Raw genomic sequence first — 23635 nt, forward strand, 5'->3', positions numbered from 1 at the left:
TTCTATAATTCTCTGATTCTTGAATAACAAAACTTGATATTATAATAATGTACGACATTTGGCGATGTCCTTATTCAAGACTTTTCTGTATCTCCTTTGCGCGGTTGATATAGCCGCGAAGCATTCGCTTTGCCATTTCCTTGGTTTGGACCATCTGTGTGTTTAGGGTTAAGGTCAGCGACCAAAACAACTTATTCCCCTCTACGGTGTATTCCAGGTGCTCGCCGTTGTTATTGTCGTTGAAACAGTCGCGTAGTGCATCTGCCCTGCTGCGCGAGGTGAGTGTGCTTTCTTTCAATCTGCTTATATACAATATAGGTGTACCGTCGAACGTACGCTTGCAGGCGATGTCGCCGAGGAAAGGCACCATGAAATGCGTTACTGTCTGACCGCTATAATCGGTATCAGTGTGGAAATGGTAATTCATCTGTATGGCTGCCATGCCGATGAGTTGTTCCACAGAGTTGCTCTCCACTGCCGATTTCCACAGCCGTTCAGACATCTTGCGCCGCGAAATAAAAACGAAAACGATGGAAACGAGCAGGATGAGCAGGAAAATCAGTTGACCGGTGTTGGATATGTTGAAAGAGGGGATTGTGGGGAACATTGTGTCGATGTTTTTGTAGCTTGATGCAAAGTTAATACAAATACTCATTTCAGCGATACTTTCTGTGAGTGCAGTGAGGCGAACTGCCATTTTAGTCGCCTGCTGGCGAGAAGTCGAAAATCTTGAGGTTCACTAATTATAGCGAACATTTCTTGTTGCGTGTTTATTTTTTAGTGTGTAAATAAATAATTTTGTATTTTTGCGTTACAAATGATAAGAACAAAAAAACTATTACGATTATGACCCATTCAGCAAAAGACGTTTCAAGGTGGTTTGACGAAAACAACGTGCCTTTCAAACCCGTAACAACGCTCAACTGGGCGAAAGACTTTCCTTATAGACCGGAATTTACGTTCCGGCTTGCCCGTACCGAAGATGCCCTCTTGCTCAACTATCGTGTGAAGGAGAGCGCAGTGCGCGGAGTGGAGGCCGTGGACAACGGCTCGGTGTGGGAAGACGATTGTGTGGAATGTTTCATCAAAGCGCCGGAATCGGATGTTTATTACAACATTGAGTGTAACTGTGTAGGCACACTCCTCATCGGCTGTGGAGAAGGCCGTGCCTACAGATTGCGCTATACACCAAGCATCCTGTCGCAAGTATCGAGAATAAGCACTCTCGGCAACGAACCCATTGGCACCCTCAACGAAGAAACAGAATGGGAACTCTCCCTCATAGTGCCTTTCTCCCTCCTTCCCGAACTCCACGACGATGGCAAACGCACCGACTACATCGGCAATATCTACAAATGTGGCGACAAACAACCAACCCCCCACTTCGTCACCCGCTTCCCCATCAACACCCCATCGCCCGACTACCACCGCCCAGAATTCTTCCAACCGCTGTGGGAGTAAGAGGGTATAAACTATAGAAGCATATTTTTAGAAAAATAAACTCAAAATAAAAATAGTAATTACATCTTTTTCGCGTTTTCAGCGGAAACTATTGATAACCAAAACAACAATTCAAAACTTATGAAGAAATTATTTTTATTGATGATGCTGTTAGGCATCATATTGTCCGCTACAGCGCAGGACTATAAGATTACAGGTGTGGCACCTCAAGGAGAGAAAATGGTGTATCTTCGCAACCTTTCAACGGAGACGGTGGATTCTGTGGCAGTTGATGCTAAGGGAAATTTCTCTTTCAGCGGTGATGCTGCAGGAGACCATTTCGCAGGTGTTATTCTTGGCAGTAAAGTGCAGCGCCAGCTTTTAGTTTTCCTTGAAGGCAATGTGCAAGTAGATTTGGTCAATATGACTGTAAAGGGCAATGCAGATAACGAAGGCCTTCACGCTTGGCAGAAGTTAGAACTCAATGCTGCAGAATCTTTACAAAAGACTGTTGAACGCATCAGGGAATACCAAGAGGCGGGCAAGGATGTGCCAGAAGATTTGGTGACAGAATATCGTCAGTCTTACCAAAAGTTAACCGAAGATTTGGGAGTAAAGGCAAAGGAAGTCTTGACGAACAATATAGACAAGCGTTATCCAGCATACACCCTCTTTAGCGTGTATTCGCTCTTGGATCAAGATTTTATCATAGACCTACAAGAGAAGAATCCTGCCTATATGAAAGAATCATTGGCTCAAAAAGTAGTCAAACAAATAGATGGCTGGAAGCGTCAGAAGGTGGGTACTCCTTTTACCGACCTTGAAATGGCAGATACAGCAGGTGTGATGCACAAACTGAGCGAGTATGTGGGCAAAGGCAACTATGTGCTTATTGATTTCTGGGCTTCATGGTGCGGGCCATGTATGAAGGAAGTGCCAAACGTGATTGCAGCATACGAAAAGTATCACCCCAAAGGTTTCGATATAGTAGGCCTTTCGTTTGATAATGCTGCAGATGCCTGGAAGGGTGCTATCGTACGTAAGAATCTGCCTTGGCACAACTTGAGCGACCTTAAGGGATGGAAGAGTGAAGCCGCTGCAGTTTATGGTGTTACTGCCATACCGCAAACACTCCTTATTGCTCCCGACGGCACTATAGCCGCCAATGGTCTGCATGGTGAAGGACTGCAGCAAAAACTGGCAGAAATTTATGGTGAATAATTCAACTTTTTGAAGTTATCGCTTCGCTCGAAGTTAACGAAGTCAGTGGCAATACTTTGGGATGATAAATAATAAAAGAAGAAAGAAAGATAAAAACATCAGCATTAGGTAACGTCGTTAACTTCGAGCGAAGCGATAACTTCAATAACTTCGTTAACTTCAAGCAATTGAAACTTGCAAAACATTAATATGTTTATAAAAAGCAATGAAAAGGTCGTATTTTATCTCTGTATTCATTCTTGCTCTGCTGTACTTGTCGGCTTGCAGGGCAGAACCTGTTAGGAAAACCGCGACTGATGTCGTTGCAACACCAACGGCTCAAAAGGATACAGTACCGACTGATACCGTAGGAGAACAGGAAACCATCGACTCTGCCGCGCAGAATTACACAGTGTCGAAGGAGGGATTTGTCTCACTCAAAGAGTTTGCGCCTGAAATAACGCAAGAAATCCGATACTATACCGACTACAACTTCGTAGGCAAACGCGTTGATGGCTATGAGGAGCCTTTGGCGCTTATGACTTTAGAGGCCGCAAAAGCACTTAAGGCAGCCAATGAAGAACTGATGAAGAAGGGGTATCGGATAAAAGTATATGATACTTACCGGCCACAGAAAGCCGTAAGCCATTTCGTGAGATGGGCAAAAGACCTGAAAGATACGAAAATGAAAAAGGATTTCTATCCGGAAAAAAACAAGTCTGTCCTCTTCAAGGAAGGGTATATCGCCTCGAAGTCGGGTCATAGCCGAGGAAGTACGGTGGATTTGACCATAGTACACCTTGATTCAGGCAAAGATGTTGATATGGGCGGTACGTTCGACTACTTCGGTGTTCGTTCCCACCCATCGTACACCAAAATAACAAAAGACCAATACCGCAACCGTATGCTCCTGAGGGACGTCATGCTTCGTCATGGCTTCAAACCGCTTAGCACGGAATGGTGGCACTTTACGCTGAAAAACGAACCATACCCTAACACATACTTTACGTTCCCTGTGAAATGGCCGCAGGAGTAACGAATTGCTTATCAATATATGAATTAACCGCCGTTGTTTATAGCAGCGGCGGTTTATGTATCTTATCTCAAACGGAACGTTCCGTCCTTGAATTCAATTTTTTCTTCAGAAATAAGCCATTCTATAGCCTTTTTTCTTGCTACATCCGAGAATCCGTCGTAATTAAAATCAGAAGGAAGATGTGGTTCTCCGTCTGAAAGAATTTTCAAAAATCGCTCTGCGAGTATGAGATAGTCCTTGCCTCGCTTGTCATCAATGCAGACGTCGCAGTTACCACAATCCCCTGCTTTTTCACCAAAGTAAGCCAATAGATATTTACTGCGGCAAGTGCCATTCCCCGATGCATATTCAAGTACGGATGTTATGCGTTTGGAGAACTGTTCGATGCGATCCTCATACACATTCTTCGGAATGTGGAGATGCCTGGTTTCTACGCGACGTTGCCGGAATGTGATATGGGGAATGTTCTTTTTCGGTATGTAGTTGAGAATGCGCTGATACGTTACGGCTTTCAGTGCCTCGTACACGTCGTTCACCGTGCAATCGCATGCCTGTGCTATGCGGTCCTCTTCTATGTAGGCGTAATCGCTGAATATGCCCGTATAGTTTCGCAGGACGTATTGGATGATGTCTTCCGTTAGGCGGGGCAGATGGTGAATGCGATAAAGTTCGTCGCGTGTCAGGATGAAAATGAGGCGCGAGCGGTTTTCTTCCTCTTCATGGTATGATATGTATCCTGCGTTGTCAAGAATTTTGAGCGCGCTTGTCATTGTGGTGGGGAAGAACTTGAAAATCCTGCAAAACTTCTGTGCATTGAATTCGTATGTTACGTCGAAACCATCGCCCACTGCAAGTTGATAGAACGAGCCCAGCGACTCATAGACGCGTGCAATATACTTTTTTTCAGGATAGGTCTCCGGTATGCGGTGGAGGAGTTTCCTTTGGTCGTTGTTGTTGAAGAGCAGTACGGCGTATGATGTCTTTCCGTCTCTTCCGGCCCGTCCTGCCTCTTGGAAATAGGCTTCCACGCTGTCCGGTACGTCGGCATGGATAACGAGGCGTACGTTAGGTTTGTCGATGCCCATGCCGAAGGCGTTGGTTGCCACCATCACCCGCACTTTTTCGTCCTGCCACATGTGCTGTCGTACATCTTTTTCCGTATTGCTCAGGCCTGCGTGGTAGAAGATGGCTTCCACTCCGCTATCCGTGAGATGTTGTGCTATTTCCCGGCTCCCGTCGCGACTGCGGGTATAGACGATTGAGGGACCATCCACACTCTTGAGAATATGAAGGAGCATGGCAAATTTGTCCTCGGCAGGGCGCACGATGTAGCGCAGGTTCTTGCGTTCAAACGACATTTTGAAGACATTGAAATCGTGCAGCCCGTCTTTGGCATCTAAAGTGAGTTTGCTACAAATGTCGTTCACTACTTCAGGTGTGGCAGTAGCCGTGAGTGCCAGAACAGGAGCATTTGGCAACAACCGACGGATTTCTGCAATACGGAGATATGATGGGCGGAAATCATAACCCCATTGTGAAATGCAGTGCGACTCGTCCACCGTGATGAAACTGATGTTCATACGCTTCAGTTTCGTAATGAAAATATCGCTTTCAAGCCGTTCGGGAGAAACATACAGAAATTTGTAGTCGCCCAGGATGCAGTTGTCCAAATTGCGGAGCATGTCTTGTCTCGACTGTCCTGCATGAACGGTGAGCGAAGGAATGCCTCGGCGCGACAGGTGGCTGACCTGGTCTTTCATCAGGGCAATCAGCGGGGTTATGACCAGGCATGTGCCAGGCATAGAAAGAGCCGGCACCTGGAACGTGATGCTCTTGCCTCCACCTGTTGGCATGAGCCCCAGCGTGTCGTGTCCGCTGCCTATGCTGCGGATGATGTCGAGTTGAATACCGCGAAAATCGGGGTAGCCCCAATTCTCGCGGAGTATTTGTCGGTATTTCTCGTCAGAAAATGTCATAATGAAGGACGTATGTCCTCTATTTGAAGTTGGATTTCGTTCTTTTTGTGGGTATTCTCTTCTATTGTATAGCAGATGTCAAAAGCATTCTTGGTCTTGATAAATCTTGCTTGCGAACTCTGACCAAATGCAATACCGTTGATTACTTTTCCTGATCTGTCGTCGATGAGTTCCAGTTTTATGTGTTCCTGCCCTCTACCAACTACTTTACTGGTGCCATAATCATACACTCGCTTTGTACAGAAAATGGGCTTCTCATTGCCGGGCCCGAATGGTGCAAAGCGTTTGAGTTGTTTGTAGAAATTGAAGTTGATGTCGCTGAACTCCAATATACCATTTATGTTCAGAATAGGCTGAGTTTGTACCTCTTCGATGTGACTGTCGATATATTCCAGAAAACGCGTGCAGAATTCGTTTACATGCTCCACTTTCATCGTCATGCCTGCCGCATAGGTGTGTCCGCCAAAGTTCTCAAGAAGGTCTGCGCATTGCTGCACTGCCTTGTAGATGTCGAAACCTCCTACAGAGCGGGCAGAGCCAGTGGCAAACCCCTCATTTTCGGTAAGTACGACGGCTGGCTTATGAAACTGCTCGGTGAGGCGGGATGCAACAATGCCTATAACACCTTTGTGCCAATCCTTACTGTAGATGGCTATGGCATGGTGCTCTTCGAAGCCTGTGAGTGATTTGGCGCGATTCATGGCTTCTTCTGTCATGGCCTTGTCGAGTTCTTTACGCTGCTCGTTGTATTGGTTGATGTTAGCGGCCTGTTCCAAGGCTGCATTGAAGTCTTTCTCTACAAGCAGTTTTACCGACTCTCCGCCATTCTGTACACGTCCCGATGCATTGATTCGAGGACCTATCTTGAAAATGATATCACTCATCGACAGTTCCTTGCCGTGCAGACCGCAAGACTGGATAATTGCTTGTAAACCTACGGATGGTGTAGAATTCAGGCAGTTTAAGCCGTGGTGAGCCAGAATGCGATTTTCGCCTGTTACGGGGACAATGTCGCTCGCAATACTTACTGCGCAGAGGTCCAGTAGTGATGTTACCTTGTTGAATTCTATGCCGTTGTTCTCGGCGAAAGCCTGCATGAATTTGAAACCTACACCGCAACCGCTCAGGTGCTCGTAAGGATAATGGTTGTCCGCACGTTTGGGATTGAGTATGGCAACGGCAGGCGGCAATTCTTCATCAGGAACGTGGTGGTCGCAGATAATGAAATCTACACCTCGCTCCTTTGCGTAGGAAATTTCCTCAACAGCCTTGATGCCACAATCGAGAACGATGATGAGTTTGACACCTGTTTCTGCGGCAAAGTCAACACCCTTCATCGAAATGCCATAGCCTTCTTCGTAACGGTCAGGGATGTAATAGTCTATGTTTGAGTAATACTGCTGCAGGAATTTATATACTAATGCAACAGCAGTCACACCATCCACGTCGTAGTCTCCATAAACGAGGATGCGTTCTTTCCGACCCATCGCCTTGTTCAGGCGGTCCACCGCTTTCTGCATGTCGTTCATGAGGAACGGATCGTGCAGGTAGGTGAGTTTGGGGCTGAAGAAGCGACGGACAGCATCCTCTTCGGTAATCCCGCGGTCTGCCAAAAGTTTGCCCAAGATAGGGTGGATGTTTAACTTTTTGGCAAGACGGGTCGCCGTGCCGACAGCGGATGCCTCGGGCGCCTCGTACTTCCAGTTGTAATTCATTATATGTCATTTTTATTATTATTCTTATTTGGATGAAACTTAGTGGGTCTGATTCGCTCTCTCATTGTCAACCTTTTATCGAAAATCTTCCCTCCTTCGCACAAAATCAGCAAGTTGGAGCGTTTTTTAATCTCGGTAAAGCCGTATTAACCCATTTAATCGGTAAAATTATAAATAAAAAATGAGATTTCGCATATTATTCTTTCAAAAAATGCACGATTTTCAGTTTTATAGTTTTCGTTGTTATTCCGCAAATTCTTAGTATTTTTGCAACAATGAACAATGAAACTTCAAAAATAACAGAGGAAAGAAAAGAGCGTTGTGTGCTCGTAGCACTGATTACCAAGCAACAAGACGAGCGCAAGACCGCTGAATATCTCGATGAGTTGGAATTTCTTGCAGAAACGGCTGGTGCTGCGACGGTAAGGCGTTTTACACAGCGTGCGGCAGGTCCGAGCAGTGTAACTTATCTTGGTAAAGGTAAACTGCAGGAAATAAGAGAGTTTATAGAAAGAGAAGAAGACGCTGGGCATGAAATCGACTTGGCGATTTTCGATGACGAACTCACTGCAAAACAGTTGCGTAACATTGAGAAGGAACTCCATGTGCGCATTCTCGACCGCACATCGCTAATCCTCGACATCTTTGCCATGCGTGCGCAGACGGCGAGTGCCAAAACACAGGTGGAACTGGCACAAAATCAATATATGCTGCCTCGCTTGCAGCGTATGTGGACGCACTTGGAACGACAAGGTGGCGGTTCGGGTTCCGGCGGCGGAAAGGGTAGTGTAGGTCTGCGCGGGCCTGGAGAAACGCAGTTGGAGATGGACAGGCGTATTATCCTTAACCGCATGGCACTACTGAAAAGACGTCTTGCTGAGATAGACAAGCAAAAGACCACCCAGCGCCAAAGCAGAGGACGACTTATACGTGTGGCACTCGTGGGATATACCAACGTGGGTAAGAGTACACTTATAAACCTGCTCTCGAAGAGCGATGTCTTTGCGGAAAATAAACTCTTTGCAACGCTCGACACTACTGTAAGAAAGGTGATAATCAATAATTTACCTTTTTTGCTTAGTGATACTGTGGGTTTTATCAGGAAACTTCCGACCGAACTTGTCAGTTCATTCAAATCCACGCTCGATGAAGTGCGTGAAGCAGACCTCCTACTTCATGTGGTTGATGTGAGCCATCCTGATTTTGAGGACCAAATCAGAGTGGTGGACCGCACGCTCGCAGACCTTGGGTGCGCAGAAAAGCCCATCGTGATTGTATTCAATAAAATGGATGCCTACAAATGGGTTGAGAAGGAAGCCGACGACCTTACGCCAGCAACGAAGGAGAATATATCGCTCGACGAACTGGAACGAACGTGGATGGCAAAACTCAATGGAGAGTGTATTTTCATTTCTGCACGAGAAAAGCAGAACATCGAAGCACTACGAAAGTTGATGTATATGAAAATCAGGGAACTCCATGTACAGAAATATCCCTATAACGATTTCCTATTCATCAACTATGATGAGCAGGGCAATCCGCTTTAATACAATAAATTCATACCTAAAAAAATATAACGATGAATATAAATAGAACGTTAGCATTATTCCTGTTTGGATGCATAACAATTACGTCTGTAAAGGCTCAGATTGGTATCAATGCCGACTATGCAGAGATAACAGACAATTATACCTACGATTTGAGCGGTTGGGAAAAAATCGAAGACGGGCTTCATGCCAGTTGGGCATCGAAAGATGTGCATTACAAGAAAAAAGAGGTGCCTGCAATTAAGTTGAAGACAGACACGGTAGTATATGGATGGCGCGGTGAAAGGGTGTTTGCAGAAGCTTTGATTTTTGGAAAAAATACCACTGATGCACTGAAACTCTCCTTGAGCGAGTGGAAGAAAGGAAATAAAATCATTCCCGCTTCACAAGGGCAGGCGCGATTTGTGAATTACGTGCTTTCAGATGATAAAAAAGGTTGCGGAACAAATCCAAAAACGTCCACAACATTGCATCGCCCTGATGTTATAGATATTGAGACTACGAAAGTGCTCTACGGACGTAGCACACGCCCTGTTTGGATAACACTTGAAATACCACGCGATGCGGAATCAGGCGAATATACTGCAACACTCGATATTTCAAGCAGCAAAACAGGTAAAATCCTGAAAACACTGACATTGCGCATAAATGTCGTTGACCAAACACTTCCTCTTCCGTCAGAACAAACATTCCATTTGGATTTCTGGCAGCAACCATACAGTGTGCCGCGCTATTATAAGGTGCAAAAGTGGAGTCAAGCGCATTTCGATGCTATGCGTCCTTATATGGAATTGCTCGCTCGTGCGGGACAACGCTGTGTAACGGCTATCCTGTTCTACGAGCCATGGGGAGTGCAAAGTAATGACAAGCACGATGAAATGGTAAAGACTACCAAAAACGCAGATGGTACCTGGAGTTACGACTATACCATTTTCGACAGATGGGTGGAGTTTATGGAATCTTGTGGTATCAATCAGCAAATCAACTGTTATTCGATGATACCATGGGACAAGACGTTCAAGTACTATGACGCAGCACAGGGTAAGGATGTTAACCTTAAGTGCGAAGTGTCGAGCACAGAATATTCCGACTTATGGATACCGTTCCTGAAAGCCTTTGCGGCACACCTCAAAGAGAAAGGGTGGTACGAAAAAACATGTATCGCAATGGACGAAAGAGAACTTTCCGATATGCTCAAGGCATACGAGATATTACAGACGGCTGTACCTGGAATGAAGATGTCGCTCGCAGGCAATCATCACAGCCAACTCGCAGACAAACTCTTCGACTACAGTGTGAATTCAGCCGCTCGTTTCACAGAATCGGAACTGAAAGTAAGACGCGAAAAAGGATACCACTCAACGGTTTACTATTGCTGCTCGGAATACGCACCAAACATTTTTACCAACAGCCCGCCTGCAGAAGGAGCCTATCTTCCATTCTTCAGCCTTGCCAACGATTTTGAAGGCTTGCTTCATTGGTCATATATGGACTGGGTGGACGATCCGCTTCGCGATTCTCGTTTCAAACTCTTCCCAGCAGGCGACACCTATTGCATCTATCCGGGAGGACGTTCAAGCATACGTTTCGAACGCCTTATAGAAGGCATACAAGGCACAGAAAAAGTGCGCATCCTCCGCAAGCAATATAAGACTGCCGGAGAAACAGAAAAACTGCAGAAACTTGAAGATGCTCTCCAACTCTTTGCTTCTGGAGCAGTGGATAGCAACTATCCCGCTTCCTATGCAGTGAATTATATTGAAAGCATATTGAACGGGGCACCGGAGCCTGTGCAGGAAATAACAGATTATTGCGATGTAAAAGTGGAGGAAATCAAAAATAGTTACACTAATCGTTATCTCACAAAAGTGAGTACATCCGATGCAACTATCAACCAAACATTCGCAGTAAACACGCCTCCGTCTAATGGAATTGCAGAAATGCCAGGAATAGTAAAAGTGAAGAAAGGCTCAACGTTCAAAGTTGAAACAACAGCCTTGCAGAATAGCGACGATTTGCGTTATTGCAGGGCTGCATTATATGCTGATTGGAACAACGACTCGGTGTTCAGTCTTGTGGACGATGAACTTATAGAGCGCGTAGGAAAAGCAAATACGGCTAACACAGAACTCCTCGACAAGTCTTTCTCTGTCACTGTCCCGGAAAATGCGGCAATCGGCAAGACAAAGATGCGATTGGTTTATGCAGATGCTTGGCGTCCGGAACCCACTCCTTGTGGAACACTCACGAAAGGCTATTGCTTCGATATGCCTCTCGATATCTACGAAGGAGACCTGACCTCCGTGGCGTCTCACGCTGTTGCACAGGACTATTCATGGTCTGGCGGTATTCTCACACTCGGACAACCGGCAACTCTGACTGTTTACAATGCCTCCGGAGCATACATCGACCGAAAAGACGCCGCAAAAACATACGACACATCAAACTTTATGCCAGGCAATTATATCATAGCCATACACGATGGCAAAGCCAAGCACCAAAGCATCAAATTCGTGAAATAATGTTTGAGAGCCACCGCAATGCTGATGGCTCTCTTATTTATTTGATAGCACTTACCACTACTTTTGCGAGTTCTCTTATAATCGCTGCCTCCACTTCGCTGATGGGGGCTGTAGGTTCAAAGCGCATGACGGGTTTACCTTTAGTGTTTACCAGAAATTTGGTAAAATTCCACTTGACGTCGCTTTTCCTATCATAGTTGGCATCTTGCTTACGAAGCATGTTGTCCATAAAGGCTCCAGTTTGGTTAGAAGTGTCGAAACCCTTGAATGGCAGTTTTTTCTTTAGGAAAGTGAATAGGGGAGTTTCTCCTTCTCCATTGACGAGAACCTTGCTGAATTGCGGGAATGTAACGTTGAAGTTGGCAGAGCAAAAATTTTGTATTTCCTTCATTGAGCCTGGTGCCTGATTGCCGAATTGGTTGCAAGGAAAGTCAAGGATGACGAGTCCACGGTCCTTATACTTTTCGTAAAAGGCTTGCAGTTCTGTGTATTGTGGTGTGAAACCGCATTTTGTAGCGGTGTTTACGATGAGAATTACTTTGCCTTTGTATGCCGACATGGAAACATCGCGTTCTTTAGCGTCAAGGGCATAGAAGCCATAAATGTTCTTTTGTGCGGATGCTGTCAGGCAGATAACTGCTACTATCAGTAAGAGAATTCTTTTCATAATGTACTTTATTGTTTAGTAATATTATCGAGTAAATAGTCCATTAGCCGTTCACAACTTGCCTCGAGCATGTCGAGTACGAGTTCAAATCCTTCAGGACCTTCGTAGTATGGGTCTGGCACTTCGTCATAGTTGTCGAAACCGACAAGAAAATCCGCCATGCGCAGTATTTTTCTTTCTTCTTCTCCTGTTCGCGCCATACGGCAGATGTTGCGGTAATTCGACTCGTCCATCGTAACTATAGCGTCAAAGCGTTTGAAGTCGTCAGAGTTAATCAGTCGGGCGCGATGCGTAAGGTCATAACCCCTGGCAGATGCATGTTGCCGCATGCGATAATCGGGGAGGTCGCCGGAATGTCCCCCGTAAGTGCCGGCAGAATCTACATAAAATGCATCGGCAAGCCCTTCCTTCTCAACAGTCGAAGCAAAAACCCCTTCTGCCGCCGGAGAACGACAAATGTTTCCAAGACAGACGAAGAGAACTCCTATTCTCTGATTATCATTCGGTTTTATACTCTTTTTTTCGGCCATTCTATTATTTTATCTGCCTTATGCCGTATGTGGCGTAATTACGGCATGAATGGTGTCAATGTGTTTTATTTGTTAGAACATCGTTTTATGGTTTTCTGATTATTCTCGCATTCTCTGTAAAGGCGCATATTTCTGCCGCTATTGTGTTGAGATTATGGAAGCGGCTGTAGTCTGAGTTTGCCGGCACGCCCTCCACCGGTCTCATCTCGTCGAGTCCCCACGGCGCCAGTATGAGCAGACTGCCATCGGCGCAGGCATCAAAACGTTTTCGCTCCGGTTTCCAAAAGGAGGTTATCGGTGTGTCCTGCAAGTGAATGAGCGGATAGCCCTTCTCCAGGCATTCGTTCTTCATGATCTGTTCGCCGCGCGAGATGCCCGGTGTTACGATGGCTGTACCGCCACCAACGATGGCACTGACCCATTCGCGGTGCTGCCTGGCGTAGTCGTCGGTCTGTTCGTAAGGCAGACCGCTGTCGGGATGCCTCCTGTGGCAATGCACCTGTATCTTGTTTGCCCACCTGAGCAGGAACAGATTGCCGAAAGCCCCGTATGAGCGCTCGCCTATCTGCACATGCAGGCTACGCTGCATCACGTCCGGCAACGCATGCCGCAGGATGGCTCGCCGCGGGTTGTCGTTGACGTAGGCTATCATGGCTTCACGGTGCCGCTCGTTGAGGCATACCGTGTCGTCGTAGTTCTCGTCGAACAGCGGGCAATGTTCCCGTCCCGGCATGGCATAGTATTCGCGACGCTCGCGCTTTGACATGGTGCGGATAAGTTCGCCCTCGCTGTCGCATTTCAGGGCTTTTTCGCGCAGCCATGCCGGAGCCTCGTCGCTGAAGCAATCGGCCGATATCGGACGATTGACGGACGGAGGAAGCCCCTGCAGCCGCTGCCAGAGACTGGTGCATACCGCCTTGAAGGTCTGCATAATATCGCCAAGGCTCCACGCCATGGGCTCAAGCACCTCAATCACACCATGGAAATGGTCGGGCATGCAGACGCACGCATGTACCGTCACACGGTTGCCATGCTCCGCCTGCTTTTCCGGCAACTGCTCCCACGCCTGCTGCACTGCCTCACCCAACGGCGACAACATCACTCTCGGAGCGGTAGGTTTACAGCCTAATTGTCCAAACAAAGCCTCCCTCCGGCTCACCACCAATGTGACGAGATAGACACCTACACCATAATAGTCGTGCCCGGGGTTGCGTGGACGATAGGTTTGGTTTGTCATGGCTTGAATTTCTACTTGAAGTCTTTCTGTGTAGCCATTTTTTTGCCAACAATTTTCTTGCCAAAGATGGCCATGGATTATCCGTAGACAAACTTCTCAAGTGCTACATCAAATTAGCATTATAGGCTTATTTTTGTGTAAAGTTACGTAAAAAACGCGTAATGACAAAAAAACGGGCGCGTTCCGGAATGAAACGCGCCCGTTGTCAGTATGATAACTGAAGTGCATCAGATGATTTCGCTCCAGTCTTCCTGTGTCTTGCGGATATAACTTTGATAGCGACGCTTTGCAGCTTTCTCGGTTTCCTGGAACAGTACGTCAGCCTCCTCGGGGAATGCCTTAGAGAGTGATGAGAAGCGTACTTCGTGCTGCAAGTAGTCCTGGAAGTCTTCCCACTTCGGTGCCTTGCTGTCGAGCGTGAATGGATTCTTGCCTTCGTTAGCATTTTCTGGGTTGTAGCGCCAGAGGTGCCAGTAACCGCATGCCACAGCACGTGCTTCTTCTTCTTGAGAACGTCCCATGCCGCCCTTGATCTTCAGACCATGATTGATACATGGTGCGTAAGCGATGACGAGTGAAGGTCCTGGATAGGCTTCTGCTTCGCGGATAGCCTTGAGGCACTGTGCGTTGTCTGCACCCATAGCCACTTGTGCAACGTAAACGTAACCGTATGTGGCTTGCATGAGACCAAGATCTTTCTTCGTTACGCGCTTACCTGAAGCAGCAAATTGTGCAATGGCACCGATAGGAGTAGCCTTTGATGCCTGACCACCAGTGTTGGAATATACTTCGGTGTCGAGCACGAGGATGTTAATGTCCTCTCCGCTGGCGAGTACGTGGTCGAGACCACCATAACCGATATCATAACTTGCACCGTCGCCACCGATAATCCACTGGCTGCGTTTGGTCAGGAAGTGGGTAAGTTCGGCGAGTTGCTTGCATGTAGCGCAACCTTTCTCTGCGGCAGCCTTAATCATAGGCTCAAGTTTCTTGCCTGCCTCGCGGCTCAGTTTGCTGTCGTCCTTGCCTGCAATCCATTCTTCGGCTGCTGCCTTGAATTCTGCAGGAGTTTCGTCTTCTGCAATGGCACCTTCAAGGAGTTTCTGAATGCGTTGGCGCATCTTCTTACCCGCCAATTCCATACCGAGACCGAATTCGCAGAAGTCCTCGAAGAGAGAGTTTGCCCAAGCGGGACCCTGACCTTCTTCATTCGTGGTGTAAGGTGTGGAAGGAATAGAACCGGAGTAGATAGAAGAGCAACCTGTGGCATTTGCTACCATCTGACGGTCGCCGAAGAGTTGTGAAACGAGTTTTACGTATGGTGTTTCACCGCAACCTGCACACGCACCGCTGAACTCGAAGAGTGGGGTAGCGAATTGTGAGTTTTTGGGGTTCAATGCGATGTCAACGAGCGTCTGTTTCGACTTCACATTCTTCACCATATATGTCCAGTTGGCATCTTCTTCGAGTTGTGTGTCGAGTGCCACCATGGCAAGAGCCTTGTTGCCACGCATACCAGGACATACGTCAACACAGTTGCCGCAACCTGTACAGTCCATAACACTGGTTTGAATGCGGAACTTCATGCCCTTGAGCGCTGCAGGAGCCTTCATTTCAAGCATAGGCACGTCGATGCCTGCAGCCTCTTTCTCGTCGAGTACGAACGGGCGGATACAAGCGTGAGGACAAACGTATGAACATTTGTTACATTGGATACAGTTTTCGCTATTCCATACTGGCACGAATGGTGCCACACCACGTTTCTCGTAGGCTGCAGTTCCTTGGGGCCATGTACCATCAATACTATCTGCGTATGCACTTACAGGGAGCAAATCGCCGTTCTGCGCATTGATAGGACGCATGACGTTAGTGATGAATTCGGGCTCGTCGCGTACAATGGCTTCGTCTTCAGGAAGGTTAGCCCATGCGGGATCAACAGCGAGTTGCTTGTATTCGCCACCACGATCTACGGCAGCATAGTTCTTGTCAACGATGTCCTGACCTTTACGACCGTATGATTTTACGATGAATTTCTTCATCTGCTCAATGGCAAGGTCAATAGGAATTACCTCCGTAATGCGGAAGAATGCTGACTGAAGAATGGTGTTTGTGCGGTTGCCAAGACCAATTTCTTGAGCAATCTTGGTAGCATTGATGTAGTAAACTGTGATGTTGTGCTCTGCAAAGTAGCGCTTCACATTGTTTGGCAGATTCTTTGCGAGTTCTTCGCCTTCCCAAATGGTGTTGAGAAGGAATGTACCATTGTCGCGCAAACCGCGTAGCACATCGTACATGTGTAGATATGCTTGAACATGACATGCTACGAAATTAGGCGTCTTAATCTGATAAGTGGAACGAATAGGTGTGTCGCCGAAACGAAGGTGAGAACAAGTGAAACCGCCAGACTTCTTGGAGTCGTATGAGAAGTATGCCTGGCAATATTTGTCTGTGTTATCACCGATTATCTTTACAGAGTTCTTGTTAGCACCTACTGTACCATCTGCACCGAGACCATAGAATTTGGCTTCGAAAATGCCTTCGCCACCGAGTGCCATCTCTTTTTCAAGAGGCAGACTCGTGAATGTAACGTCATCAACTATGCCGAGAGTGAAGTGGTCTTTCGGTTCAGCGAGTTTAAGGTTGTCGAATACAGAAATAATCATCGTTGGTGTGGTGTCGCATGAACCAAGACCATAACGACCACCAATGATGAGAGGACGATTCTCAACATCGTAGAATGCACTCTTTACGTCAAGATAGAGAGGCTCGCCTTCTGCACCTGGTTCCTTAGTGCGGTCGAGAACGGCAATGCGCTTCACTGTCTTAGGCACTGCATCGAGGAAGTGCTTTACAGAGAAAGGACGATAGAGGTGTACGCTGACCATACCCACTTTTTCGCCTTTGGCTATCATGTGGTCAATAGCTTCGCGAGCAGCCTCTGTTACAGAACCCATAGCGATGATGATGCTTTCTGCATCTTCTGCGCCGTAGTAGCTAAACAACTTGTATTCGCGACCAGTAATCTTGCTCACTGCTGCCATGTATTTTTCAACAATTTCAGGCACAGCGTTGTAGTAACTATTGCAACTTTCTCTATGAGCAAAGAATGTTTCTGGATTCTCTGCCATACCGCGTGCTACGGGCTGTTCGGGATTGAGTGCACGGGCACGGAATTCTGCAAGTGCTTCCTGATTGATCAGCGGACGGAGTTCCTCTTGGTCAATTTCCTCAATCTTCTGGTATTCATGCGATGTGCGGAAACCATCGAAGAAATTGATGAAAGGCACACGGCTCTCAATAGTAGCAAGGTGAGCCACTGCAGAGAGGTCCATTACTTCCTGTACACTGCCTTCGCAAAGCATAGCAAAACCTGTCTGGCGGCAAGCCATGACGTCACTGTGGTCGCCGAAAATACAGAGAGAGTGGGTGGCGATGGTACGGGCTGATACGTGGAATACACTCGGAATGAGTTCGCCTGCTATCTTGTACATGTTTGGAATCATCAGGAGCAAACCCTGAGACGCCGTAAATGTACTGGTAAGCGCACCTGCTTGAAGCGAGCCATGGACGGCACCGGCAGCACCGCCCTCCGATTGCATTTCCTGAACGTGCACTGTGTCGCCAAAGAGGTTCTTGCGGCCCTGTGCTGCCCATTCATCAACGTGTTCAGCCATAGGCGATGACGGTGTGATGGGATAGATGGCTGCAACCTCAGAAAACATGTAGGCTACATGAGCGGCGGCCTGATTGCCGTCACAAGTAATCATTTTCTTTTCTTTTGCCATTTTGATAAAATGTGAAAAGGCCTTGCAACTTGACACTCCAACGAGGAGAGCCAAAATTGAAGGCTGTTATTAAACGGTTATGTTATTGTAATATATAAGTTGTCATTGATATATGCGCGAGCCGGATGAGGGGCATGTCGCTTGCTGTGTTAATGTGCAAATCCGAAAAGCCAGATGGGGATGTCTTTGCCGAGACCCGACTCAAGGTTGTAACGGGCAAAAACCGTGTCGCCCGGAGTCTTGATGCGTTTCAGTTTGTCGCAAACACAAATGTCGTATTCATCGTTTATCAGGAAGAAACCGGGACGTCTGCCTTTGTTAACCTTGTGGTGACGCCACAGACAATTCACTAAGTAAGTTTCATAGATGTTTTGCTCGTCCATGTTGGGCACATTGAGTGCATACATCAGGTTGGTATTGTGCAACTTGACTGCTGCGGGTTTCTTCGGGAATACGTCGCCGGGGCGATAGATCAGGTTAATGAAACGTCCTTCTTCAAGGTATCTAAGGTAGTTCATCACGGTAGCCCTCGATGTGCCGATTTCTTCTGCAAGTTTGCTTACATTCGGCGCACTCTCTTCAGAGATGGCAAGCAAGTAGAGCAACTTCTTGATGCGCGACAGATATTTCAGTTCTATTTGCTTGGAGAGCAAAATGTCCGTTTCTATCATGCTATTCATCGACTTGAGCAAACTCTCCGTGAAATTGCGGTTCTCGATGTAGAATGGATAGTGACCATGACGGAGGTATTTCTCGAAATGATCCCAAGGTTCAACCTCATGGAGAATGGAACGAACGATTTGTTCGTGGTCGTTTACTATCTCCTCAAGGCTGTAGGAAGGAAAATTGTTGTCGGTCTGCTGATTGATGTATTCGCGGAACGAGAAGCCGTGGAGGTGGTAGAAACGGCATACCTGGCTTAGTTCACTGTCTTCTTCTTCACTGTCGGTCAGGGAAGTGGTTGTAAATACAATGCGGAGACGCGGGTACTTGTTGTAGCACGCTATAAGTTGCTCTTTCCAACCGCGAAGTTTGAACATCTGGTCTATGAGAAGCACCTGTCCGCCATTGCGAACAAATTCGCCTGCAAAGTCCACTATGCCGCAACCCTGAAAATAGAAGTTGTTCATGCTGATGAACAGGCATTGATGCATGTATGGCGCAAAATTATCCTTCGCAAATTGAAGGAGGAAAGAAGTACGGCCAACACCGCGAGGTCCTCGGATGCCTATGAGGCGATAACTCCAGTCAATATTGTCCATTAATGAACGGCGGACTGAAAACTTGGCATGCTCCATCCAGAAATCGTGCGTCTGGTAGAATTTGCTCATTGAGTCTATTACCATAGTGCGTCTTATTTGATTTTAAGGAAAGGTTCTGGTTTTTAATTATTATATATCTGCCGCAAAATGCTGCAAAGCATCGCTGACGGCCTTGTGTTCACTGCAATAGTGCAATGGCAAGCCGATATTACGACTTCAAACGCAAAAGTAATAAAATTTTGTGAAAAATATATAAACAATATTAAAAAATGTTGCTAAATAATTTTCTATATATTTTTCCGCCTGATAAGCAGATAAAGCACCACGGGAACTCCAAGCAGAGATGTCAGTGAGTTGACGGGGAGTGCGATATTGGAACCCGGGAGATGTGATACGACATTGCAGAGCAGGGCTGTGTTGCAGCCAAGTAGCAATGTGGCAGGGATAAGAGTGCGATGGTTGGACGTAGAAAATAAGAAACGTGCAGCATGCGGCACAGCCAGTCCGATGAATGAAATCGGCCCGCAAAAGGCTGTTACAATGGCTGAGAGCCATCCTACACTCAAAAGCAGTGTCGTGCGTGCGCTTCTCAAGCGAATACCTAAACTTTTGGCATAGTCTTCGCCTAAAAGCAACGCATTGAGAGGCTTGACGAGAAGAATGATGCTGCAGACACCTGCAAGGATGGAGATGGAGTAGGGAATAAGGCGGTCGCTTGTTACGGCACTGAAATCGCCAAGACCCCAAAATACATACGACTGAACGCCATAATCAGTGGAATAGAAACTGAGCAATGATACAACAGAGGACGTAAGATAACTGATCATCACACCTGCGATGAGAAGCATCAGGTTGTTGTGTAGGAATGTGGAACAAACAACGAGCAGAACTATGACAATCACAGCACCCGCAAGAGCAAACAATGCCGTAAGCATGAAGCCCGACAATAACATTTCGCCTGCCATGAAACTGCCGCCGAGGAGTAGTATGGCGATAGCCGCGCCAAGACTTGCACCTGAATTAACGCCAAGTATGGAAGGGTCGGCGAGCGGATTGGAGAATATGGTCTGCATCACGAGACCGCTCAAGCCCAGAGCAGTGCCACCCAACGCCGCTGTAACGAGTTGTGGTATTCGAGACTCAATAATGATGAAGTGGCTCGTGTCGCTACACTCTCCACCTGTCAATGCACCAACGATTTCGGAAAATGGTATGTTTGTGCTCCCAAAGGCTATAGTGCAAAACGCAAGCACAGCGAAAAGGCACATTTGCAGAGACAAATGGAATGTGGTGCGCGATGACGATGACTTCGTATGTGAGGTAGTGCTGGCCATGGGATGCTTATTCTTTTAGTGCTTTGAAATACCTGTATTTGTCAAAACCTAACTCCGGGTGAGCAATCGCAACCACTTCTTTCAGTACCCGCTCAGGATGGAACGGCGTTTCTTCAAAAAATGCAACGTTTAGCGTGTTGCAGCCATATATGTGCCTCGTCTTGAAGGCCTTGAACTCTGCATAGCGCTTGTCGTCAGTCAAGAGTGAGCGGTAAGTCAGGTCTTTCGGGGACCCATATTTCATCAGCCATAAATCTGCATCAGAGGCTTTAGAAAAGACCGTCTCGAAGTTGAGGCTCACAGACCCGCTCTCCCTTAAATCGGCAAAGACGTACCGGCATCCGGCATCTTCATAGAGACGGCCCATCGTACTCCTGCCGCCTGGCATGTACCAGACCGGGCCTGTCTTTTTATCAACAATCAAAGTCGGGCGAGAAGTAGTTCGGGCTGCTTTTTCTTTCCATGAGTTGTATGACGTCTCTATCTCTTTGAACATGCTGTCTGCCAACGCTTCACAATCGTAAAGCATTCCAAAGAGAATCACCCACTCAGCGCGGCCCAAAGGACTGGTTTCCATATAATCAGCACACTCTATGATAGGAATGTTCAACTTTTCAATCGGGCCGTAGGTGTTATTCTCAAAAGGTGATACCAACAGTGCATCGGCATTCGATGCTATGATGCGTTCAATGTTGGGCTGCAGCGACTGACCCATATCAGTCATCTTACCGCTGCTTATTAAATTCTTAAGCGTATCAGAAAGAATGTAGTTGCAATCGCAGATGCCGCACACGCTACCTGTTTTACCGAGTTCATGAAGCAGGCTGGCATGAACACTTGAAAACGTGATGCTGCGTTTGAGAGGTGTTCGTACTACAGTGCCTGTAGGCATGTCTTTGGGAATACTGTCTGTGTATGCTATGAGATTGTAACGATGCAGAACCTTATCTTTATGCCACGCATCTTTCACAATGACTTCTGTGTAGCCCTCATGCCTGACGATTTGCAATAATTCGGAATGTCGCAAACGTAAAGTGTCGCCTTTGTTGTCTTGGGCTGTATTTGAAACGTCTTTACAACTGTTTGTCAGCGTAACAAGAGCAAGCGAAAGGAATATGAGAATGGATGCAATCCGTTTGTTTATCATGATAATAAAGACAGATGCTTGTGGTTGTCATTTCGCAACTGCTACAAACATCTGTCGTATGGGGATTGTTTTTGTTATGACATTGTTGCTGCTTTCTCTTTCGCCTCTTTTTCGCGCTTGTGCTTGTTGCCGAAGTGTGTTACGATACAATGGAAAAGCACCCAAACCGCAATATCGATGACTACAATGATATTGATGTTGATGTTTTTCGTCATCAAAGTGTTGATAATGATGAAGAAACCGCTGAAAAGCAAAATAGTTATCATCACCCAGCGTGCACGCATGCCCGTACGGAGCAATTTGTGGTGAAAATGATTCTTGTCAGGAAGGAATGGATTCTTCTTGTTGATCACGCGGCGGAAAACTACGCGTACAACATCAAATACTGGTACAATGAGTGTGCTGAAAACGATAATCATTGTGTGATTTACGTCATTAGGGCGCCCTGTCATGTTCTGACTCATGTTAATCGCCAAAAAACCGAGGACTAAGCCTAAGGTCAGACTGCCTGTGTCGCCCATGAAAATCTTGTGACCATGTTTGGCATTACCGAAAACGTTGTAAACCCAAAAAGGTACTATCACGCCAAATGTGCTCGCCCCTAAGAGAGCAAAATAGTATTGTTGGTGATAAACATTGATGATGGTTAAAATTCCTAAGGCTATGCAGCAAAGACCACTCGCCAATCCGTCAATACCATCAATCAAGTTAATCGCATTTGTGATATATATCACAAGGAAAATGGTAATGGGCATGCCCACGTAAGCAGGAATGTCGTAGATACCAAACAAACCGTTTAGTGTGTTTAGCCATGTTCCGCTCGCGGCAAGAAATGATGCTGCAATCAGTTGTGCTAAAAACTTGGGCTTATAACTCAATCCAACGAGGTCGTCGCAAATGCCTATCAAATAAAGAATGGTCATGCCTACAATGAGCATAAGGTACTTGCACATTGTAGCCTCTTGTGGACCTGCAGAGTCGATGGAGAGGCCTAAAAGGAAACGTAGGCCTACAATGAAACCGCAAGTAATAATGATTTCAGGAAAAAACGACAGGCCGCCGAGACGAGGAATGGGCGTGTCGTGGACCTTACGGCTATTTGGTAGGTCGAAGAGTTTCTTCTTTTGGGAAATAAACAAAATCTTCGGCATAATCATGGCGCCCAGTCCTGCTGCCAGGCAGAAAGCGAAGATAATGTACAAACTGTTGTTTAGCATATTTAAAAAGTCTTATCATGCAAAATTACATCAAATTTTGAAATAAATGCTTGCATGTTGAGTTTTTTTGAAGGAATGTGAGGCAAACCAAGATACATGAGGTGTATTCTGTTAATTATGTTGAGACGTTTTATAGATGCGGAAACAAAATATAAAACGACCAACATGGAACATATCTGAAGGTTATACGCAATTATCAGAATTGATAGGACATACCATAAACTATTTGCACTTTGCTTTCTCTGCTTGCAAAACACCATCACTGTCGTTGTAGATAAAAGCAACAACGTAAAGTTGTGATGTATCCCACATGTCGTTGAGTTGATATTCGTAACAGACTGTTTGTCTTGAGCCTGCAGTCATGGAAATGTCATCGCCGTAAGGTGCATTCACACTTGCGCGGAAAACGTGGCGGTGCAAATAGAAACCATCAATTTCTCCGTCGGGCATAATCTGTGGGCAGCAGACGCTGTCTTCTGTAAGCCATATCTGCAGTTTGCCGATAAAGTCTTGTTCTGCTTCAGTCGTTACGTCAATTTTCAATCTGTTGTTTTCTGTATCAAGTATGTTGGCAATGGAAATTGTTGCTTGAGGGGACTCTTGTAAACGTTGAGTAACCATTCCGCTCCAGGATGTGTGTTCGAGAATGCCTTTACGGTCCACCATGCCACAAGGCCAATGATTGACGCCCCAATATCTCTGATAAGCAGTGCCTTGGGGTGTGGCTAAACCGAGAGGATTTGTGGTCTCGTCGATTGACAGGTCGCCACCATGGATGGCCACTGCTATGATATGGTCTTCTCCATAAAGACGTTGGATGTCGCGGATAGTCTCTGCAGCGTATGGGCAATTATGACACAGTTGACCGGTAAAGTCCTCTATCAATACTTTCTTGCTCGTTTCTATAGGTAGAGGAATTACAGAAAAACGGTTTTCTTCTGAAATATCGTCGCAAGAATAGATAAATAATATAAGGAGTAAAGTGAGTAATAACGTAGCCTTGAATTTCATAACTATAAT

17 protein-coding genes are annotated in these 23635 nt (G+C 46.4%); 5 read left to right on the plus strand and 12 right to left on the minus strand.

What is annotated here, in order from left to right; translation table 11 throughout:
• Positions 1-70: 70 nt before the first annotated feature.
• Positions 71-697: a hypothetical protein gene (locus tag C7Y71_RS10630; RefSeq protein ID WP_111897673.1), complete on the minus strand. Its 627-nt coding sequence runs from the start codon at positions 695-697 to the stop codon at positions 71-73.
• Between the two features lie 149 nt (positions 698-846).
• Here C7Y71_RS10630 and C7Y71_RS10635 point away from each other — a divergent pair, with 149 nt between their 5' ends.
• From C7Y71_RS10635 to C7Y71_RS10645, 3 genes are all read left to right on the plus strand, one after another.
• On the plus strand, positions 847-1461 hold the full coding sequence (locus C7Y71_RS10635; RefSeq protein ID WP_146739349.1) for a carbohydrate-binding family 9-like protein: 615 nt from the start codon (positions 847-849) through the stop codon (positions 1459-1461).
• A 120-nt stretch (positions 1462-1581) separates the two neighbouring features.
• On the plus strand, positions 1582-2661 hold the full coding sequence (locus C7Y71_RS10640) for a redoxin domain-containing protein (protein WP_111897675.1): 1080 nt from the start codon (positions 1582-1584) through the stop codon (positions 2659-2661).
• A gap of 205 nt (positions 2662-2866) precedes the next feature.
• Positions 2867-3676, plus strand: coding sequence for a M15 family metallopeptidase (locus C7Y71_RS10645; protein ID WP_111897676.1), 810 nt, complete (start codon positions 2867-2869; stop codon positions 3674-3676).
• A gap of 62 nt (positions 3677-3738) precedes the next feature.
• Here the strand turns inward: C7Y71_RS10645 and C7Y71_RS10650 are convergent, their stop codons facing one another.
• Both C7Y71_RS10650 and recJ read right to left on the minus strand, forming a co-directional pair.
• Positions 3739-5652 carry a RecQ family ATP-dependent DNA helicase gene (locus tag C7Y71_RS10650; protein WP_111897677.1) on the minus strand — a complete coding sequence of 638 codons (1914 nt, stop codon included), beginning with the start codon at positions 5650-5652 and terminating at the stop codon, positions 3739-3741.
• Positions 5649-7367: a single-stranded-DNA-specific exonuclease RecJ gene (gene recJ, locus C7Y71_RS10655; RefSeq protein WP_111897678.1), complete on the minus strand. Its 1719-nt coding sequence runs from the start codon at positions 7365-7367 to the stop codon at positions 5649-5651. Before recJ ends, C7Y71_RS10650 begins: the two co-directional genes overlap by 4 nt.
• A gap of 275 nt (positions 7368-7642) precedes the next feature.
• Here recJ and hflX point away from each other — a divergent pair, with 275 nt between their 5' ends.
• A complete protein-coding gene (hflX, locus tag C7Y71_RS10660) occupies positions 7643-8914 on the plus strand; it encodes a GTPase HflX (RefSeq protein WP_111897679.1) in 1272 nt (423 codons plus the stop codon).
• 32 nt (positions 8915-8946) lie between these two features.
• Positions 8947-11436 carry a glycoside hydrolase domain-containing protein gene (locus C7Y71_RS10665; protein ID WP_111897680.1) on the plus strand — a complete coding sequence of 830 codons (2490 nt, stop codon included), beginning with the start codon at positions 8947-8949 and terminating at the stop codon, positions 11434-11436.
• 37 nt (positions 11437-11473) lie between these two features.
• Here C7Y71_RS10665 and C7Y71_RS10670 read toward each other — a convergent pair whose 3' ends face one another.
• From C7Y71_RS10670 to C7Y71_RS10710, 9 genes are all read right to left on the minus strand, one after another.
• Positions 11474-12103 carry a glutathione peroxidase gene (locus tag C7Y71_RS10670; protein WP_111897681.1) on the minus strand — a complete coding sequence of 210 codons (630 nt, stop codon included), beginning with the start codon at positions 12101-12103 and terminating at the stop codon, positions 11474-11476.
• 8 nt (positions 12104-12111) lie between these two features.
• Positions 12112-12633, minus strand: coding sequence for a low molecular weight protein-tyrosine-phosphatase (locus C7Y71_RS10675; RefSeq protein ID WP_111897682.1), 522 nt, complete (start codon positions 12631-12633; stop codon positions 12112-12114).
• Positions 12634-12718: 85 nt separating this feature from the next.
• Positions 12719-13870 carry a hypothetical protein gene (locus C7Y71_RS10680; protein WP_146739350.1) on the minus strand — a complete coding sequence of 384 codons (1152 nt, stop codon included), beginning with the start codon at positions 13868-13870 and terminating at the stop codon, positions 12719-12721.
• Positions 13871-14097: 227 nt separating this feature from the next.
• Positions 14098-17655 carry a pyruvate:ferredoxin (flavodoxin) oxidoreductase gene (nifJ, locus tag C7Y71_RS10685; protein WP_111897684.1) on the minus strand — a complete coding sequence of 1186 codons (3558 nt, stop codon included), beginning with the start codon at positions 17653-17655 and terminating at the stop codon, positions 14098-14100.
• A 149-nt stretch (positions 17656-17804) separates the two neighbouring features.
• Entirely contained in the window at positions 17805-18986 is a 1182-nt protein-coding gene (locus tag C7Y71_RS10690) for an AAA family ATPase (RefSeq protein ID WP_111897709.1), read from the minus strand.
• Positions 18987-19204: 218 nt separating this feature from the next.
• Entirely contained in the window at positions 19205-20251 is a 1047-nt protein-coding gene (locus C7Y71_RS10695) for a FecCD family ABC transporter permease (RefSeq protein WP_226943461.1), read from the minus strand.
• Between the two features lie 7 nt (positions 20252-20258).
• On the minus strand, positions 20259-21398 hold the full coding sequence (locus C7Y71_RS10700) for an ABC transporter substrate-binding protein (protein ID WP_111897686.1): 1140 nt from the start codon (positions 21396-21398) through the stop codon (positions 20259-20261).
• Between the two features lie 74 nt (positions 21399-21472).
• Positions 21473-22615, minus strand: coding sequence for an MraY family glycosyltransferase (locus tag C7Y71_RS10705; RefSeq protein ID WP_111897687.1), 1143 nt, complete (start codon positions 22613-22615; stop codon positions 21473-21475).
• Between the two features lie 222 nt (positions 22616-22837).
• Positions 22838-23626, minus strand: a complete 789-nt coding sequence (locus C7Y71_RS10710; RefSeq protein ID WP_111897688.1) for an Omp28 family outer membrane lipoprotein — start codon at positions 23624-23626, stop codon at positions 22838-22840.
• Positions 23627-23635 lie beyond the last annotated feature (9 nt).

Origin of the sequence: Pseudoprevotella muciniphila, from assembly GCF_003265305.2 — a bacterium.
GTDB classification, from domain to species: Bacteria; Bacteroidota; Bacteroidia; order Bacteroidales; family Bacteroidaceae; genus Alloprevotella; species Alloprevotella muciniphila.